The 17320-nt window shown below is 71.1% G+C and carries 15 protein-coding genes and 1 pseudogene; 4 read left to right on the top strand and 12 right to left on the bottom strand.

Annotation, left to right across the window (positions count from 1 at the left end):
• Positions 1-133: 133 nt before the first annotated feature.
• From KF840_13505 to KF840_13495, 3 genes are read right to left on the bottom strand one after another with little or no spacing between them, the layout of a single operon-like run.
• The gene (locus KF840_13505; GenBank protein MBX3025918.1) at positions 134-1024 is read right to left on the bottom strand and encodes a hypothetical protein; all 891 of its coding nucleotides are present in this window, start codon (positions 1022-1024) and stop codon (positions 134-136) included.
• On the bottom strand, positions 1011-1829 hold the full coding sequence (locus KF840_13500; GenBank protein ID MBX3025917.1) for a hypothetical protein: 819 nt from the start codon (positions 1827-1829) through the stop codon (positions 1011-1013). Before KF840_13500 ends, KF840_13505 begins: the two co-directional genes overlap by 14 nt.
• A gap of 54 nt (positions 1830-1883) precedes the next feature.
• Positions 1884-3134 carry a YncE family protein gene (locus KF840_13495; GenBank protein ID MBX3025916.1) on the bottom strand — a complete coding sequence of 417 codons (1251 nt, stop codon included), beginning with the start codon at positions 3132-3134 and terminating at the stop codon, positions 1884-1886.
• A gap of 209 nt (positions 3135-3343) precedes the next feature.
• On the opposite strand from KF840_13495, the gene KF840_13490 reads away from it, so the two are divergent.
• Together KF840_13490 and KF840_13485 are read left to right on the top strand one after the other, a co-directional pair.
• The gene (locus tag KF840_13490) at positions 3344-4765 is read left to right on the top strand and encodes a VCBS repeat-containing protein (protein MBX3025915.1); all 1422 of its coding nucleotides are present in this window, start codon (positions 3344-3346) and stop codon (positions 4763-4765) included.
• A 35-nt stretch (positions 4766-4800) separates the two neighbouring features.
• Entirely contained in the window at positions 4801-9072 is a 4272-nt protein-coding gene (locus KF840_13485) for a DUF11 domain-containing protein (GenBank protein MBX3025914.1), read from the top strand.
• 75 nt (positions 9073-9147) lie between these two features.
• Here the strand turns inward: KF840_13485 and KF840_13480 are convergent, their stop codons facing one another.
• The 4 genes from KF840_13480 to KF840_13465 all read right to left on the bottom strand — a co-directional run bounded on the left by KF840_13480 (position 9148) and on the right by KF840_13465 (position 11678).
• Positions 9148-9435, bottom strand: coding sequence for a hypothetical protein (locus KF840_13480; protein MBX3025913.1), 288 nt, complete (start codon positions 9433-9435; stop codon positions 9148-9150).
• A gap of 49 nt (positions 9436-9484) precedes the next feature.
• On the bottom strand, positions 9485-9970 hold the full coding sequence (locus KF840_13475) for a peroxiredoxin (protein MBX3025912.1): 486 nt from the start codon (positions 9968-9970) through the stop codon (positions 9485-9487).
• Positions 9971-10115: 145 nt separating this feature from the next.
• On the bottom strand, positions 10116-11141 hold the full coding sequence (locus tag KF840_13470; GenBank protein MBX3025911.1) for an LLM class F420-dependent oxidoreductase: 1026 nt from the start codon (positions 11139-11141) through the stop codon (positions 10116-10118).
• Positions 11142-11240: 99 nt separating this feature from the next.
• The gene (locus KF840_13465; protein ID MBX3025910.1) at positions 11241-11678 is read right to left on the bottom strand and encodes an NUDIX domain-containing protein; all 438 of its coding nucleotides are present in this window, start codon (positions 11676-11678) and stop codon (positions 11241-11243) included.
• 53 nt (positions 11679-11731) lie between these two features.
• Between KF840_13465 and KF840_13460 the strand changes: the two genes are divergently transcribed.
• Positions 11732-12202 (top strand): DnaJ domain-containing protein, encoded by a 471-nt coding sequence (locus KF840_13460; protein ID MBX3025909.1) that lies wholly within the window; start codon positions 11732-11734, stop codon positions 12200-12202.
• A 28-nt stretch (positions 12203-12230) separates the two neighbouring features.
• On the opposite strand, the gene KF840_13455 is transcribed toward KF840_13460, so the two are convergent.
• The 3 genes from KF840_13455 to KF840_13445 all read right to left on the bottom strand — a co-directional run bounded on the left by KF840_13455 (position 12231) and on the right by KF840_13445 (position 15589).
• Positions 12231-13424, bottom strand: a complete 1194-nt coding sequence (locus KF840_13455; protein ID MBX3025908.1) for a hypothetical protein — start codon at positions 13422-13424, stop codon at positions 12231-12233.
• Between the two features lie 107 nt (positions 13425-13531).
• Positions 13532-14668 (bottom strand): acyl-CoA dehydrogenase family protein, encoded by a 1137-nt coding sequence (locus tag KF840_13450; GenBank protein MBX3025907.1) that lies wholly within the window; start codon positions 14666-14668, stop codon positions 13532-13534.
• Positions 14669-14788: 120 nt separating this feature from the next.
• A complete protein-coding gene (locus tag KF840_13445; protein ID MBX3025906.1) occupies positions 14789-15589 on the bottom strand; it encodes an enoyl-CoA hydratase/isomerase family protein in 801 nt (266 codons plus the stop codon).
• 65 nt (positions 15590-15654) lie between these two features.
• Here KF840_13445 and KF840_13440 point away from each other — a divergent pair, with 65 nt between their 5' ends.
• Positions 15655-16470, top strand: coding sequence for a hypothetical protein (locus KF840_13440; protein MBX3025905.1), 816 nt, complete (start codon positions 15655-15657; stop codon positions 16468-16470).
• Positions 16471-16639: 169 nt separating this feature from the next.
• On the opposite strand, the pseudogene KF840_13435 reads toward KF840_13440, so the two are convergent.
• Both KF840_13435 and KF840_13430 read right to left on the bottom strand, forming a co-directional pair.
• Positions 16640-17023, bottom strand: a pseudogene (locus tag KF840_13435) (type II toxin-antitoxin system death-on-curing family toxin).
• On the bottom strand, positions 17020-17247 hold the full coding sequence (locus KF840_13430; GenBank protein ID MBX3025904.1) for a hypothetical protein: 228 nt from the start codon (positions 17245-17247) through the stop codon (positions 17020-17022). The pseudogene KF840_13435 and the gene KF840_13430 overlap by 4 nt, the downstream one beginning before the upstream one ends.
• Between the last annotated feature and the right edge of the window lie 73 nt (positions 17248-17320).

Genomic DNA, 17320 nt, shown 5'->3' with positions numbered 1-17320 from the left:
GGGGCTGGCGCGGGCTTCACGGATGAGATCGACCTCATCGGGCGAGGACCCGGTCCATGCGTCGTCGGTGCGCCAGTTCCATGCCCCGGGGCGCGGGTGATCGCCAGGGTGGCGGCCGCGCCGGCACGCCGGGTCAGAATTCCACCCGCACGCCCTCGTCCTCCTCGCTCTCGGCGTCGGTGAGGACGGCGCGCGCGCTGGTGTAGTCGGCGAGCGGGAAGTAGAGGAAGCCCTGCTGTTGGCCGTTGGGGGCGATCGACGTCGCCGTGAATTGATGGGCGGCGAGCGCGTCGGCGATGGCGGCGGTGTTCATGGTGGTGAGCGGGGCGCCGCCGACGCGCGCCGCCGCCACCTGCGCCGCGGCGGCGGACACCGCCAGCGGCGCGACCCGGGTGCGGTCGCGCCGTTGCAGGCGGATGGCGTCGGGGGCGAGGCGATAGGTGCGCGGCGTGAGGTTGGTGATGTCGACGCGCACCGGCAGGATGCCGGCGGCGGCGAGGTCGAACGGGAACTCGAGCTTCGAGCCCGGGCCGCGCAGCGGCGCGATCACCACCCGCAGGTCGCGCCGTTGCTGCGAGGCCGGCGCGGTGCCGGCGCGCATCTGCGCCTCGAGCTGCTGCTGCGCGGCGCCCATCGCCTGCACGTTGAGGAAGGCGTGGTGGAAGCCGCGCTTGGTGTCCATCTGCTCGACCAGCACGCCGTCGCGGCTGGCGTTCAGCGTGACGCCGCCCGGTCCGCAGGCGATGCCGACGGTCATGTGCTGCTCCTCGCCGGAGCCGCGCGCCTGGCGACTGGCCCTGATCGTGCCGTCGCGTCCCGGCGTCGCCGGCTCGAAGGCGCCCACCGTGTACCCCATGGCCTCGACGGTCCGGTAGGCGAGGTGGTTGCCCTCCTCGCAGGTGAGCGGCTGGTCGGCGAGGTCGTACTGACGGATCGGCGCCGAGGCGCAGCCGACGAATGGCAGCAGCGCCGCGGCGGCGATGCGCCGTGACCAGCGTCCGATGCGCCGCTCAGAACTCGACACTGAAGCCTTCCTCTTCCTCGGTGTCCTGGTCGATCAGCACCACCGTGGCGCGGCGGTAGGCGGAGGCCGGCGCGTAGAGGAAGCCGGTGACGACGGCGCGCGGCGCGACCACCGTGTCGGCGATGGCGTGGCGGCTCGCCGCCTGTTCGCCCGGCGCGCCGGCGCGCTCGCCAACCTGGGCCGCGGACAGCGCCGCGGTGCGCTCGCCCTCCTGGCTCTCGAGGCGGACCCGGGAGGGGGAGAAGGCGTAGGTGCGGTCGGTGCGATTGTCGATGGTGAGGCGCACCGGCGTGACGCCGGCGGCGGGCAGGTCGATGCCGAGGGCGTGGCGCGCCTCGCTGTCGCGCAGCGGCTCGATGGTGATCACCATGCCGGTGGCCGGGCGGCTGGCGAGCTGCGGTCGCTGGATGCGGCGCGCCGCGACGGCGTCGACGGCGCTGACGAAGTCGCCCTTGAACGTCAGCGCGCCGGGCAGCGGCTCGTCGGTGACCGCCTCCAGGGTCGCGCCGGCGTTGGCGCAGGTGACGGTCACCGTGGCGGTGTACTGGCGGGTCGCCGCGTTGGTGACGTAGTCGTAGCCGCCGGCCTTGTGGGCGACGATCCGGCCGGGCGTCCCCGGCCGCGACGGGGTGACCACCTCGCCGTCGTAGCCGAGCCGCAGCAGCGCCGCGCGCGCCACGCGGTCGGCCTCGCTGCACGGCATGCCCTTCATCGTCGCCCGGCTCTGGGTCAGCCCGGTGCTGGCGGCGCACCCGGCCGCCAGCAGCGCCAGCGCCGCGCCGCGCCATTTCCCAGCTCGCCGCATCCGCCGCAAATAGCCGCTCGTCGCGGCCGCCGCCACCGGCGAGCGCCGCGCGGCTCAGCAGCCGCCCAGGGCGGCGTTCACGGCGGCGATGAGCTCGTTGACGCTCACCATCTCGTCGCCGTTGCGGTCGAACGACGGACAGTTCGCGACGCTGGTGTTGCCGAGCGCGATGTTGACGCCGGTGATCAGCTCGCCGATGGCGACCATGCCGTCGCCGTTGCAATCGCCGGTGCAGGTGCCGCTCGGTGGGGTCGGGGTGACGGTGGAGCGCGGCGTGGCGGTGACGGTCGCGGTCGGCGTCGGCAGCAGCGGGCAGCTCCCGAGGGCGAGGTCGAACGGCGCGCCCTGGTCGGCGAGCGTCGTCACGCCGCCGCTGGCGACGTCGAGGATCGACAGCGTGTTGTCGGAGAGGTTGGCGACGTAGCCGGTGGTGGCGTCGTCGGTGAGCACGATGTCGATCGGCGCGCGGCCGACGGTGATCGGCGTCCCCGGGGTCTGGCTGGCGGTGTCGATCGGGGTGAGGGTGCCGTCGAGCCAGTTGGCGACGTAGGCGGTGGCGCCGCTGCTCGTGAAGGCGATGGCGCGCGGCCCGAGGCCCACCGGAATCGAGCCGAGGGGCGCGCCGGGATTGGCGAGGTCGAGCACCGAGACCGTCGCGATCCGGAAGTTGCTGACGTAGAGCCGGGTGCCGTCCGGGGTCAGCCTGACGGCCGTCGGGCCGCCACCGATCACGACCGTCAGGGTGTCGATGACCTCGCCGCTGGCGGTGTCGATCACCGACACCGTGTCGCCGCGAAAGTTGGCAACGTAGAGGCGCGAGCCGTCGGGGCGGACGGCGAGGCCGCGCGGTTCGTCGCCGACCGCGATCGTGTCGATCACCGCGTCGAGCGCGGTGTCGATCACCGATACGGAATCGCTGCCGAGGTTGGCGACGTAGAGGCGGGACCCGTCGGGGCTCAGCGCGACATCGGCCGGAGCGCTCCCGACCCCGATCTTCTTCGGCGGGGCGATGCCGGTCATGTCGATGACCTGCACCGAGCCGGCGTCCTGCCGCGCCACGTAGGCGCGGCGCCGCGCGGTGTCGACCGCCAGCGCCGTCGGCATGCACTGCGGCAGCACGCATTCGCTGAGCCCGACGCTCGCCACCAGCGAGAGCCCGGGCCGGGAGAAGGCCTCGACCGCCCCGCGCAACTGGTTGACGACATAGAGGCACGGCTGGCCCTGCGCCGGCGCCGAAAAGGCCAAAAGAAGAGCCCCGCAGAGGAGCCCGTGCAGCAAACCGGGAAGAGCGAATCTCCCCCCCATTTGCCAATTCGCGTGTCGCCGGGGCATGGTCATGTCTCTATTCGTCTCCTCCAACAGCGGCAAGGCAAATCACCGTCTCGCCCACCGTCCAAATATTCTTGAAAAACTTCAGCGCCGGACAATAGGATGCAGCGTTCGGACCTGCATGAATGCGCGTGTGCTCCGGGGTGCCCATGGTGAGGCGGGCGGGGCTCTGTCTCACCTGGGCAATGTGGCTCTGTGTCGTGGTGTCGCCGGGCTGGGCGGCGCCTCGCTTCGGGCGGCCGGGGACGTACGCGGTCGACGGCTCGCCGGTGAGCATCGCCATCGGGGCCGTGGACGCGCAGGCTGGACGTGATGTGGTGACGGCGAACGAGGCCGGGGCGGAAGGCCCGTCGCTGTCGATTCTCTTCAATCGGGGTCAGGGGAGCTTCTTTCCGGAACAGCGGGTGAGCGTGGACGCGTCGAAGTACATCCTGCACGCGGTGGCGGCCGGCGATTTCAATGCCGACGGCGCCGCCGATCTCGCCGCCGCGGTGGACGACGTCACCGCCTTTCCGCTGCGCGGCAGCATCCTGGTGTACCTCAACAACGGCAGCGGCGGCTTCGCCCGTCCCGTCGAATACAAGCTCGGCGGCTTCTTCCCGCGCGTCATCCGGGTCGGCGACGTGACCGGCGACGGCGCGCTCGACCTGGTGATCGGTTTCGCGCAGAGCGGCGGCAGCCGCGGCCTGTTCACGGTGCTCGCCGGCCAGCGCCAGTCCGGCTCGCCCAGCGGCGCTTTCGCCACCACCGCCACGACCGTCGTCGGCACGGCGCCGAGCGCCATCGACCTCGGCGATCTCGACGGCGACGGCCACGTCGACGCGCTGGTGGCCGATCGCGAGGGTGGCGCGGTGTTCGTGTTCTATGGCACCGGCACGGCGGCGCCGTTCGGCTCGCCGCAGTCGGTGACGACGGTCACCGCGCCGGTGGCGGCCCTGATCGACGCCGCGCCGGGCCTGGCGCGGCCGCAGGTGCTGGTGGTGGCGCACAACAACGGCCGCTTGCTGACCCTGGCGCAGACCGCGCCGCGCACCTTCGCGGCGCCGACGACGCAGATCGTCGGCTTCCTGCCCGAGGCGGCCGCCCTGGCCGACGCCGACGGCGACGGCACGGACGATCTCTTCGTCGTCAGCGTCCTCGGCCTCGAGCTGTGGAAGGGCGCCAGCGACGGCGGCTTCAGTCTCGCCGAGAAGATCATCGCCAACGACGACTCGCTGGACGCGCTGGCGATCGACGATCTCAACGGCGACGGCATGCCCGACGTGGCGGCCAGCGCCTCCAGCCAGGACCGGGTGACGGTGGCGTTGAACGGCGCCGACGTGCCGTTCACGCCAGCGCCGACCTTCACGGCCACGCCGACCTTCACCGCCACGCCGACCCACGTCGGCACGGCGACCCCGACGCGCGGGCCGCAGGCGTGCGCCGGGGATTGCAACGGCGACGGCGCCGTCTCCATCAACGAGCTCATTGTGGGGGTGAACATCGCCCTCGGCACCACGGCAGTCGACGGCTGCGCCGCGTTCGACCGCGACGGCGACGGGCAGGTCTCCGTCAGCGAGCTGATCGCGGGCGTCAACAGCGCCCTCGGCGGCTGTCCGGCGACGTGACCGGTGCAGGGGGGAACGGGGGCATGCGAAGACTGATGACGAATCGCCGCGCGGTGTGGTTGCCCGCGCTCGTCCTGCTGGCCGCTCTCGTCTCGGCCCGCCCCGGCCTGGCACAGGTCGACACGCCGACCGAAACCGAAACCGCCACGGCGACCGCGACGGCCACGGAAACCGAAACCCCGACGCCCCTGGACACGGCCACCGCCACGGCGACGGAGACCGAGACCCCGACGCCCGAGGACACCGCGACCGCCACGGCGACGGAGACCGAAACGCCGACACCCGAGGACACCCCCACCGCGACGGCCACCGCCACGGACACCGCGACCGCGCCGCCGCTCGACACCGCGACCGCGACGCAGACGGCAACCGATACCCCAGTCGACACCGCGACCCCGACCAGCACCGCGACCGAGACGCCGGTCGACACGCCGACGGCGACGGCCACGGAGACGGACACGCCGACGCCGACGAGCACGGCGACCGAGACCTTCACGCCGACCTTCACCGCGACCGAGACGGCGACCGCGACGGCGACGCCCACGGCCACGGCGACGGACACCTTCACGGCCACCCCCACGCCGACCAGCACCGCCACCCACACGTCGACGCCGACGGTGACCAACACGCCGCAGATCGTGCGCATCAACCTCGGCACCGGCAGCGGGCTGCCGGGCGGATCGGTGTCGATCACCGCCTCCCTGGTCACCGCCGGGCTGGATGTCGCGGCGGCGGGCAACGACATCACCTTCGACAACACCGCCCTGAGCCTGAGCCTCGGCAACTGCAGCGTGAACCCGTCGCTGCTGCGCACCCTCTCCGGCGGCGTGGTCAACGTCAGCGGCAACCTGACCACCATGCGCATCCTGGTGCTCGGCGCGCCGCTCAACACCGATCCGATGCCGGACGGACCGCTCTACACGTGCACGTTCGGCATCCTCGGCAGCGCCCTGCCCGGCACCTACGCCCTCACCGGCAGCAACCACATCGCCCAGGACCCCATGGGGACCAACCTCCCGCTCGTGACCGGCGCCAACGGGTCGATCGTCGTCACCCTGGTGGGCCCGACCGCGACCGTGACTTCGACGCCATCGATCACCGCCACCCCGAGCTCGACCGGGACCGCGACCTTCACCCCGACCGTCACCGAGACGCCGACGGTCACGTCGACCGCCACCGACACGCCGACCAACCTGCCGACCGCGACGGAGACGGACACGCCGACCGAGACGCCGACGGTCACGGCGACGCCGACGGTCACGGCAACGCCGAGCCTCACCCTCACGCCGACCCCCTCCCAGACGCCGGTCAGCGTGCTGATCGATCTCGATCAGGTGATCGGGCTCGCCGGCCAGCAGGTGGTCGTGCACGCGACGATCAACAGCTCGCTGCTCGGCGCGTCCGTCGCCGGCACCGGCAACGACCTCACCTTCGACAACACCATCCTGTCGATCAATCCGGCCAACTGCGCCGCCAATCCGCTCCTCGGCAAGGCGATCTCCGCCGGCATCGTCAGCATCAGCGGCACCCAGAGCACGCTGCGCGTCTTCGTGCAGGGACCGCCGCTGAACACCGATCCGATTCCAGACGGTCCGCTCTACTCCTGCGCCTTCGACATCGTCGCCAGCGCGCCCCCGGGCAACTACGCCCTGGTCAACAGCAACGGCATCGCGCAGGATCCCAATGCGCTGCCGGTGACCCCGGTTGCGGGCAGCGACGGCCGGGTCACGGTGCAGCTCGTCGGTCAGACGTTCACGCCGAGCCTGACGCCGACCGTGACGCCGACGCCCGCCGACACGCCGACGATCACCCAGACGCCGATCAGCGTGCTGCTCACCGTCGGCGAGAGCGTCGGCCTCGCCGGCCAGCCGGTCGACGTGCCGGTGACCATCAATTCCTCGATCCTCGGCGCGCAGGTGGCCGGCACCGGCAACGACCTCACCTTCGACAACACCGTGCTCAGCATCAATCCGGCGAACTGCGCGACCAACCCGGCGCTCGGCAAGTCGATCTCCGCCGGCATCGTCGGCGTCAACGGCACGCACACCACCCTGCGCGTCTTCGTCCAGGGTCCGCCGATCAACAACGCCCCCATCCCCGATGGCCTGCTCTACACCTGCCGCTTCGACGTCATCGGCAGCGCTCTGCCCGGGACCTACCCGATCACCATCGCCAACGGGCTGGCGCAGGACACCAATGCCATGCCGGTCGGCCCGGTGCAGGGCGCCGACGGCCAGGTCACCATCGTGCTCGTCGGCCCGACCTACACCCCGAGCAGCACGCCGACGATCACCGACACGCCGTCGATGACGCCGACCGAGACGCCGACGCCGACGCCGACCGACACGCCGACCGACACGCCCACCAACACGCCGACCAGCACCCCGACGTCGACGCCGACGAATACGCCGACCTCGACGCCGACCGAGCCGCCGCCGGTGCTGGACATCAGCGCCGTCGCCAGCCGCGATCCGATCGGCGCCGGCCAGTTGCTGACCTACACCCTCACCTTCACCAACGCGGGCGGCCACGCCACCGGCATCACCGTCACCGCCGATACGCCGCCGGGCACCACCTTCGAAGCGGCCAGCTCCGATCCGGACAGCGCGCCGACCATCGGCGGCACCGGCACCGTCACCTGGAGCATCGACGAGCTGCCGATGAGCGGCGGCGGCATCGTCACCATGACGGTGCGCGTCGACACCGGTCTACCCAACGACTCCACCATCGTCCTCACCGGCTACCAGGTGGAGTGCCTGATCCCGCCGCTGATCCCGCCGGTGACCGGGCGCGACATCGCCGTCACCGTGCAGAGCGACCTCAGCCTCGAGATCGAGAAGGTGGACGATCCGGACGGCGTCGCGCCGGGCAGCCCGCTGACCTACGAGGTCATCGTCGCCAACCGCGGCACCTCGGCGATGCGAGGCGTCGTGGTGCGCGAGCTCTTCGATCCCAATCTCGTGGTGGTCTCGTCGCTGCCGGCGCCCGACCTCGGCACCGACGATCGCTGGACGTTCCCCTTCCTGCCCGCCGGTTCCTCGCGCACGATCAGCATCGCCACCGAGGTGAAGGCGGAGGCCAAGCCGGGCACCATCGTGCAGAACATGGCCCAGGTCGAGGACGAGACCGGCCGCGTCGCCCGCACCTACGAAGACACCGAAGTGGTCGAGCCCGGCGTGCTCGGGATGTCGATCGACGATCTGCCCGATCCGTTCGGTCCCCAGGACGAGCTGGTGTACGCGATCACCTATCAGAACCTGAGCGACGAGACGCTCGAGGGGGTCGTCGTCCGCGCCGAGCCCGACCCCAACCTCGAGCTCGAGTTCGCCAGCCCGCCCGAGGACGGCGACCTGTTCTGGGAGATCGGCGACATGCCGCCGACCAGCGCCGGCCGCATCTTCGCCGCCTTCACGGTCGACGACCCGCTGCTCTACTTCGACGGCACGCTGGTGCCGATGCGCACCTGGGTGGAGGACGAGCACGGCCACGTCGCCAGCGCCGTCGAAGTGACCCTGTACCGCACCGAGTCGGGGCCGCTATCGCCCTACACCCTCAGCATCACCGGCGCGCCCCGCAACCTCCGTGTCGGGGCCGTGACGACGATGGTCTACGTGATCAAGCTGACCAACCAGGGGGCGCTCGCGACCACCGACGTCGTGATCAACAACACCCTGCCGGCCGGCCTCGATTTCCTCGAATCCGATCCGCCGCCGGCCGACATCGCTGGCGGCCTGCTCAGCTTCAAGCTGTCGAGCCTCCAGCCGGGCGCCAGCAAGGTCATCGTCATCCGCGCCGAGCTCAACGCGTCGGCGGTGCCGGGGTCGACCCTGACCAACCGCACCAGCGTCGTCGACGCGCAGGGCAACTCGGCGCAGGGGACCTTCGCGGGCGGCCTGCGCGCCGGGTCGCTGCCCAGCGACGGCAAGCTGCAGCTCAAGCTGACGATGCCCAAGACGCTGACCATCGCCGGCGGGCGCGCCGGTCAGCTCAAGTCGAGCCTGACGGTCACCAACGGCGCCCGCGGCGATGCCAAGAACGTCGTCGTCACGCTCGAGGGCCCCGCCGCCGCCGGGTTCAAGTCGGCGATTCCGGGTCCGTCACTGACCGAGACGACGCCGCAGGGGATGCGGCGGCTCACCTGGACGTTCCCGTCCTTCAAGGGGCCGGGCAACAAGACGATCAAGATCACGCACGAGGTGCCGCCGACCGTGGCCGACGGCAGCGTGCTGAGCTTCACCGCGACGGTCAGGGCCGGCGACGGCCGCCACGATGACGAGAGCCGCACCATCACGGTGCGGAACCGCTGAAGGGGGAACGAGCGCTTTCAGTCGGGTGGTGCGGGGCGTGGCCTTGAAGGGGGACGCCCCGCACCCTCGTCATGCTCAGTCGAGCGGCCGACAGGTCGCCTTGGTCGGCAGCGTGCGCTGGCAGCGCAGCGTGTCGGTGACGCCGGAGGCGAGGATGGCGCAGGCGTTGTCGACGCCGGTGCGCAGTCCTTCCTGCTCGGTCTTGCCGGTCACCGTTCGGCAGGTGGAGCGTCCCTCGAAGGTGATGCACACCTCGCACTCGAAGTCGCTCACCTGGAAGCTCGAGTAGACGACCACCGCCGCGATCGGCAGCAGCACGACCAGGGTGACGATGGTGTTGCGCCAGGGATGCTTGGCGGCCACGCGGGGGGACGCGGCGGGCGGGCCCGGGGGCCCGCCCGCCGCATGCGCTCTAGAGGTTGCTCAACACCGACTCGGCGCTGGAGGCGCTGAGTCCGGGGCCGGGTTCGACCAGCAGCTTGACCACCTTGCCGTCTCTGGCGATCAGCGCGAAGCGCTGCGAGCGCTTGCCCATGCCGAAGCCGGAGGCGTCGAGCTCGAGGCCGAGCGCCCGGGTGAAATCGCCGTTGCCGTCTCCGACCATGCGCACCTTGCCGTGCGCCTTCTGGCTGTCACCCCAGGCGCCCATCACGAAGGCGTCGTTGACCGCCATGCAGACGATCTCGTCGACGCCCTTGGCCTTGATCTCGGCCGCTCTCTCGACGAAGCCCGGCAGGTGCTTCATCGAGCAGGTCGGGGTGAACGCGCCCGGCACCGCGAACAGCACCACCGTCCTGCCTTTGAAGATGTCGCCCACCGAGACGTCCTGCGGGCCCTTTTCGCCCATCTCCTTGAGCGTGATGTCGAAGGGAAGGGTGTCGCCTTCTTTGACTGCCATCCGAATCCTCCTGCGGACAATGCGTGACCGGTGACCAGTGACCGGTGACCCGTGGGTTGGGAAGGTCGCTACCGGCTACTCGTAACCGGTCGGCGCCCCCCGGTCGAGAGGCGGTGGCGCGCTGCTCACCGATCGCGCCGTCTCCTCACTGGCACTCCGCCAGCAGCCGCACCGCTTCGACCTGCATCGTCGCGCAGATCAGCGTCTGGATGCCGCTCTCGCGCCAGGCGGCGAGGCGGTCGCGGATGCGCGCCGGCGGGCCGACCAGCGCGACCTCGTCGGCCAGCTCGTCCGGGACGGTCGCGGCGGCCTCGTCCTTCTTGCCGTCGAGATAGAGGTCCTGGATCTTCTTCGCCTCCGCCGCGAAGCCGTAACGGCAGGCGAGGTCGTTGTAGAAGTTCTTTCCGCGCGCCCCCATGCCGCCGATGTAGAGGGCCAGCACCGGTTTGACGAAGCCGAGGCACGCCTTGACGTCGTCGTTGATGATCACCGTGGCGCCGGCGGCGATGTCGAAGTCGTGCAGGCCCTTGCCGCCGCCCGCCTTCGCGAACCCAGCGTCGAGCGAGTCCTTGAACACCTTCGGGGCGCGGAACGGCGACCAGAAGATCGGCAGCCAGCCGTCGGCGATCTCCGCCGCCTGACGCACGCTCTGCGGGCCGATGGCGGCGACGTAGATCGGGATCTGGCGGCCGTGCAGGATGCTCTTCAGCGGCTTGCCGAGGCCGGTGGCATCGGGGCCGCGGTAGGGAATCTGGTAGATGTCGCCGCCGTGCTCGAGCGGCTTCTCGCGCGCCCAGACCTGGCGGACGATCTTTATGTACTCGCGGGTGCGCTTCATCGCGTTGCCGTAGGCGACGCCGTGCCAGCCCTCGACCACCTGCGGCCCGGACGCGCCGAGGCCGAGCAGGAAGCGGCCGCCGGAGAGCTGATCGAGGGTGGAGGCGGTCATCGCCGTCATCGCCGGTGAGCGCGCCGGCATCTGCATGATGCCGGTGGCGACGTTGATCTTCTCGGTCTGCGCCGCGATCCACGTCGCCGGCGTCACCGCGTCGGATCCATAGGCCTCCGCCGTCCACACCGAATGGAAGCCGAGCCGATCGGCTTCCTTGATCAGCGGCATGTTGAGCTGAATGCGCGCGCCCGAATAGCCGGCGTTGAGTCCGAACCGCATGCGATGTCCTCCCTGCAATCGCCTCTCCATAGACCAAGCCGGCGGCGCGAGCGAGCACGGCGCGGTCGGCGGATCGACGCACCCCGAGGGGAGCGTCGCTCAGCGGTGCGTCAGCGGCCCCGAGTCGGCCAGGCGGTCGAGGAACTGTCGCTGCGCTTCGATCATCAACGGGCGGGCCTCGGCGACGGGGTAGAAGCGGCAGACGTCGTTCTCGGCGTCGTGGTGGGTGCAGCGGCCGCGGTCGTCGATTCGGGACAGGCTCTCGGCAGCGACGGTGGCGTGGAAGGCATGGACGACCTTGCCCGACTTCTGTTTCACGCTGCCGAGGTCGGCGCCGAGCGCGACCCGCAGCCCGGTCTCCTCCTCGGTCTCGCGCCGGGCGGCGGCGGGCAGCGACTCGCCTGGCTCCACCAGGCCTTTGGGGATGCCGAACAGCGGCCGTTTGAAGGTCGCGCCGCGGGCATGCACCAGCAGCACCTCGAGACCGGACGGTCCCTCGCGGGTCACGACGCAGCCGGCGGACACCAGTGCGGTCACCAGCGCTCCACAGCCGATCGCGCCCGCTCGGTCAAGGCGGTACACTGCCGGCGATGGCGCGATTGATCCTCGTGCTGGCCGCCGCCGTCCTCGTCTACTTCTGGTTCCGGCCGCCCAGTCGCGGCGCCGTCTGGCGCGGCAGACTGCCGCTCGTCGCCGCTGCGGTGCTGGCGTTGGCATACGTGATCTCGCCCATCGACCTGCTGCCCGACTTCAGTCCGCTCGGGCTGATCGACGATCTGATCGTCCTCGTCGCCACCGGCTGGTGGATCCACGCGCAGTGGCATCGCCGGCCGCGGCTCGAGCCGGCCGGGCCGGCGGGGGCGCCGCCGGGTTGGGATCCGCATGCGGTGCTCGAGGTCGAGCGCGGCGCGTCGCCCGACGAGATCTCCCGCGCCTACCGCGAGCAGATGAAGCGCTACCATCCCGATCGCGTCAACGGGCTCGGCGAGGAGCTGCAGCGTCTCGCGCACCAGAAGACGCTCGAGATCCAGCGCGCCTATGCCGAGCTGCGCGGGCGATGACGGCGCCTGCCGGCGTGCCGCCGTCCGTTCAGTCGACGAACACGAAGGTGGTGATGATGTCGGTCGGCTGTTGATTCACCGCCAGGGTGTTCAGCGCCGGCGCGGCCAGGACCAGCGTGCCGGGGCCGTCCTCCACGCTCCACGTTCCGCAGTCGAAGTTGGCGCCGCTCTGCTCGGCGCTCAACGTCGCCCCCGGTTGGTTGTTGTAATCGACGATCGTGCAGCGCGCCGTGCCGGTGGTGAGGGCGATCGAGGTGGTCAGGGCGGTGGCGTTGGGCTCGTCGCCGCATGGCAGCGCGGCCTCTTGGATGATCGCCACCGGAATGCCCTTGGTGATGCCGGTGTTGGGGTCCGGTGACAGCAGCAGCGCACCCGGGCCGGTGTCGCCGGGCAGCGTCGCGCCGGCGAGCGGGCCCTGGCAGACGCCGGGGAAGGGGTCGTCCTCGCCCTCGAGCGTGCCGCCGAGGGCGCGGCAGCTCGCGGCGGTGAAGCAGGCGCCCTGCGGACAGTCGTCGTCGCTCGCGCACGCCAGGCCGTCGGACGGTCCGCCGAGGCAGGCGTCGGCCACGCCGAGGTTGCGATCCTGGGTCAGCGACAGGCCCAGGCTCACGCCGCCGTTGCAGGCGAGGATGCCGGCGTTGCGCACCGGCAACTGGCTGCGGTCGACCTTGATGCACACCGCGCTGCCGCTCGCCGGAATGCTCAGGGCGAGGAAATCGGAGGCGTCCAGCAGGTCGACGAAGGTGATGCCGGTGTTGCGGTCCGGGGCCCCCGCCGAGAGCTCGAGGAAGCCGGTGAAGCCGGTGGTGGGGAAATCGAAGCCCTGCGCGATGGTGGCGACGAGGCGGCTCCTCGCCGGGTCGAGCGAGAAGTGGCGCACGCCGAGCGGTCCGCCCGGGGTGTTGGTCGGCGCCGGCGTGGCGGTGGCGGTGCTGGTCCCGACCGGAATGCCGGTCGCCGTTGGGGTCGGAACGAGCGGGCAGCCGTCGAGGGCGTTGTTGACCATCCGGATCAGGCAACTGATGTCGAGCGGCGCGTCGCTGCAGAAGGCATCGCAGACGCCGATCGGGCTGTTGCCGAGCGCGACGTTGATGAGGGTGATCAGCTCGTTGATCGCCACCTGGCCGTCGCCGTTGCAGTCGCCGGGGCAGGTGGTCGAGCGGGCCGGGGCCGACCAGGCGAGCGAGGCGAAGACGACGAGGCACGACAGGATGCGGAGCATGCGGATCCCTCCCGTGCCAGCCCTTGCACAGTCGCCGACCAGGGCCAAGGACGAGCGCTCGTGCGGGCGATTGCGCCGTCCGTACGGCCGCCGGCGGCGCGTCGGGACTACCGCCGCGGCAGGCCGAGGACGCGCTGGGCGACGATGTTGCGCTGCACCTCGCTGGTGCCGCCCGCGATGGTCGACGAGCGGTCGGCGAGGAACTGGTACGCCATCCGGCCCGCGTCGGGCGCGTCGTCGTCCCAGAGCAGGCCGTCGACGCCGAGCATCTCGACTCCGGTCTCGGAGAACTTCTGCGTCAGCTCGGTCGAGAGCAGCTTCATGCCCGCCGAGAGGTGCGGGTTGCGGCGCCCGCGCAGGTCGTCGGTCATCGCCTGGTAGCCGGCGGCGCGCAGGATCTGGGCGCGGATGGCGAGATCCGAGAGCCGCTGCCGCCAGTGCGGAACGCCGGTCAGGCGGCGCTGCCGCGCCAGCGCGACCAGGCGGGCGAGCGACTGGTCGGCGCGGATCGAGCCGGCGATGCCGCTGCGCTCGTTGATCAGCGCCGAGGAGACGATCTCCCAGCCCTGGCCCTCGGCGCCGAGGCGGTTGCTGACCGGCACCTTCACCTCGTGCATGAAGACCTCGTTGAACTCGCTGTCGCCGGTGATCTGACGGATCGGCCGCACTTCGACGCCGGGCGATTTGAGATCCATCAGCAGCACCGTCAGCCCGGCCCACTTCGGGCCCTCGCTCGAGGTGCGCACGAGCACGAAGTACCAGTCGGAGATGTGGGCGATGGTCGTCCACACCTTCTGCCCGCTGACGACGTAGTAGTCGCCCTGCCGGTCGGCGCGGGTTTTCGCCGCCGCCATGTCGCTGCCCGAGCCCGGCTCCGAATAGCCGGTGGCCCAGATCTCCTCGGCGTCGAGGATGCGCGGCAGGAAGCGCCGCTGCTGCTCCTCGGTGCCGTACTTCATGATCGCCGGGCCGACCCACCAGATGGCCATGATGTTGACCACCCCCGGGGCATTGGCGCGCGCCAGCTCCTCGTTGAGGATCGCCTGCTCGACCTTGGTCAGCGTCGCGCCGCCGTACTGCGCCGGCCAGCCGACGCCGAGGAAGCCGGCGTCGTGCAGCGCCCGCTGCCATGCCCGCGCCGCCTGGAGATCGCGCACCGCGGTTCGGGCCGGAGCGTGGTCGGCGATCCACTGGCGCACGCGCACGCGGAAGGCTTCTTCCTCGGGAGAGTAGGTCAGATCCATGTCTCCGTTCCTAACCACAAAATGAGCACGAAGGGACACAAAGGACACAAAGGCCCCAGAGAAGCTTGTGTGTGCTTCGTGGTCCTTCGTGTTCTTCGTGGACTCGTGTGCTTCGTGGCTTCAGCGCGCCTTCCACACCGGCTTGCGCTTCTCCACGAACGAGCGCGGGCCCTCCTTCTGGTCCTCGGACTGCTCGACCACCTCGAGGTAGCCGGCGGCGATCTCCTCCGCCTGCTCGATCGGCAGGCCGAGGCCGCGCAGCACGCCCATCTTGGTGCCCCACACCGCCAGCGGCGCGTTCTGACAGAGCTTCTGCGCCAGCTCGTTGGCGCGCTCGAGGAGCTGCTCGTGCGGCACCACCTCGGTGACCAGTCCGACCTCGTAGGCGCGCTGCGCGCTCATCCGCTCCTGGTTGCCGAGCAGCGCCATGCGCAGGCAGACGGCGACCGGGACGCGGCGCGCCATGTTCACCATCTCGTGCGAGGAGACGAGGCCGATCGAGACGTGCGGGTCGACGAAGTACGCCCGGTCGGAGGCGATGGGGATGTCGGCCTCGGTGACCTGGTCGAGCGAGACGCCGGCGACGACGCCGTTCACCGCCGCGATCACCGGCTTGTGGACGACCATGCGGCGCGGCGTCGGCAGGGCGCGGATGCCCTCGTGCATGCAGAGCTCGCGCCAGCGGTCGATCTTGGTGAAGCCGCCGGAGTCGAGCGCCTGCACGTCGGCGCCGCTCGAAAAGGCCTTGCCGGCGCCGGTGATGATCGCCACCCAGATCTCCGGGTCGTCCTTCACCCGCTGCCAGGCGGCGCGCAGATCGTCCTTCATCTGCTGGTTCATCGCGTTCATGCGCTCCGGCCGGTTCAGGGTCAGCGTGGCGACGCGATCGCGCACCTCGAACGACACGGTCTCGTACGACATCGAGTCTCCTCTCGTGGGGACGCGGCTTGCCCTGGGCGGCCGCGCGATGGTAGCGCCGCTAACATATGTTCGCCGCGCCGAACAAGGACGCGGCGGCGCTGCTGGCGCATCTGCGCGCCGGCTCGCCGCCCCCGGAGTGGAGCCGCGTGCCGGTGCTGCGCGGCGCCGACATCGCGGCCGAGGTCGAGGCGCATCCGCCGTTCGGCCGCTACGGCGTCGTCGCCGACGATCTCATCCGCGCCGGCCTCGCCACCGCGGCGCTGCCGACGCCGACGCCGATCGCCTGGTCGCGCGCCGACCTCGACCGCGAGGCGGCGCTCGGCGCCCGCATGCTGCGCCGCGCGGGCCTGGCGCCGCGCGGCCGCAGCTCCGACACGCTCGAGGGCGGCCTGGTGGCGCCCGGCACGCTGGCGGTGACCGACGCGCTCGATGCGCTCGACGCGCTGGCGCTGCCGGTCGGGCCGATCGTCGACGCCGCCGGCCTTCGGCGCGCCGCCGACGTGTGGGAGATCGTCCGTCCCGACGTGCTGATCGTCGATCCCGCTTCGCTCGCGTTCCTGCACGGCGCCGACGGCTACCCGCGGCCGCGGGTGTTCGTCGCCATCCTCACGCCCGCGGACGCCGCCTTGCTCGCCGCCCCGCCGCGGCCCGACGTCAGGCGCATCCTCTCCGTCCCGCACGTCGGCACCTGGATCGCGGGCGAATGCGCGGCGCAGCGCGGCCTGCACCTGGCCGACGACGTGTACGCGGAGACCGTCGACGGCCGCCTGGTGCTGACGGCGTTGCGGCGGGCGATCGCGCCGCTGCGCGTCGACGTCGAGCTGTCGGCCGCGATCGACGCCTCGCCGTGTCCCTGCGGCGATCCCAGCCCGCGCCTGTAGCCGCCACCGCCGGCAGGCGCGGCGTCGCGCCCCGCCGCTCTGGGTCGGTGTGGCACTGCACGAGACGGCGGCGACGATCGGGCGGGTGGCGGGCAGGTGCGTCCTTCGTCAGCGAAAGCGACCGCTGACGGAGCTCATTCCGTCGGTCCTCCGACACGGGGTTGGGCCTTCAACGCCCTTTTGCCACGCGAACATTGTGCCGCAACCACTCCTCGAGCTGCGCAAACTGGAACGTGCCGGCGGTGTAGAGACCGTTGATGAAGTCGAATGCGGAGTCGCCCGATGCCGTGAGCTCCATGCCGTTGGCGGCGAGGAAGGTGTACGTCGCGGCAAAGGCCAGGCGTTTGTTGCCGTCGACGAAGGGGTGGTTCTGCGAGAGGCTCTCCCAAAGCGCGGCAGCTTCCTCGATGACGTCCTTAGTAGTACCCCGTCTGCGGGCGAAAGAGGGCCGCATCGAGGAGGCCGGGGTCGCGGACCCCATGCCTGCCCCATAGCGGTCGATCAGGTCGCGGTGGATTGCCAGCGCCTCGACGAGCGTGAGGTGGACGGTCACTTCGCCAGCTTGCGGTAGAGATCCGCATACCGGTCATGGCTGGCGGCGTAGAGATCCATGATGCGGCGACGCGGGCTCTCCTGACGCCGTTTGTCGAGCAGGTCGTGCAAGGCCTCCTCGAGCAGCGCCTGAATCTGCCGGCCTTCCGCCTTGGCCAGGCGGCGCACATCCCGCAGGAGGCTGCTGTCGATCTGGGATGCGAATTTCTCGCGCGCCTGGCCCATGAGCCCAAGTGTCTCGATCTGCCTTGATCTGTCAAGATTCATCAAGATTCGGTGCGGAGACAACGCCCGTCGT

It is taken from the genome of bacterium, from assembly GCA_019637795.1.
In the GTDB taxonomy this organism is placed as follows: Bacteria; Desulfobacterota; Binatia; order HRBIN30; family CADEER01; genus JAHBUY01.
This window is presented reverse-complemented; position numbering and strand designations above follow the sequence as displayed.

Excerpts from the sequence above, each read along its gene's own strand:
- KF840_13475 (MBX3025912.1), bottom strand. The coding sequence starts at position 9,970 with ATGGCAGTCAAAGAAGGCGACACCCTTCCCTTCGACATCACGCTCAAG.
- KF840_13485 (MBX3025914.1), top strand. The coding sequence starts at position 4,801 with ATGACGAATCGCCGCGCGGTGTGGTTGCCCGCGCTCGTCCTGCTGGCC.
- KF840_13455 (MBX3025908.1), bottom strand. The coding sequence starts at position 13,424 with ATGCTCCGCATCCTGTCGTGCCTCGTCGTCTTCGCCTCGCTCGCCTGG.
- KF840_13430 (MBX3025904.1), bottom strand. The coding sequence starts at position 17,247 with ATGGGCCAGGCGCGCGAGAAATTCGCATCCCAGATCGACAGCAGCCTC.
- KF840_13450 (MBX3025907.1), bottom strand. The coding sequence starts at position 14,668 with ATGGATCTGACCTACTCTCCCGAGGAAGAAGCCTTCCGCGTGCGCGTG.
- KF840_13500 (MBX3025917.1), bottom strand. The coding sequence starts at position 1,829 with ATGCGGCGAGCTGGGAAATGGCGCGGCGCGGCGCTGGCGCTGCTGGCG.
- KF840_13470 (MBX3025911.1), bottom strand. The coding sequence starts at position 11,141 with ATGCGGTTCGGACTCAACGCCGGCTATTCGGGCGCGCGCATTCAGCTC.
- KF840_13495 (MBX3025916.1), bottom strand. The coding sequence starts at position 3,134 with ATGGGGGGGAGATTCGCTCTTCCCGGTTTGCTGCACGGGCTCCTCTGC.
- KF840_13460 (MBX3025909.1), top strand. The coding sequence starts at position 11,732 with ATGGCGCGATTGATCCTCGTGCTGGCCGCCGCCGTCCTCGTCTACTTC.
- KF840_13490 (MBX3025915.1), top strand. The coding sequence starts at position 3,344 with ATGTGGCTCTGTGTCGTGGTGTCGCCGGGCTGGGCGGCGCCTCGCTTC.
- KF840_13440 (MBX3025905.1), top strand. The coding sequence starts at position 15,655 with ATGTTCGCCGCGCCGAACAAGGACGCGGCGGCGCTGCTGGCGCATCTG.
- KF840_13445 (MBX3025906.1), bottom strand. The coding sequence starts at position 15,589 with ATGTCGTACGAGACCGTGTCGTTCGAGGTGCGCGATCGCGTCGCCACG.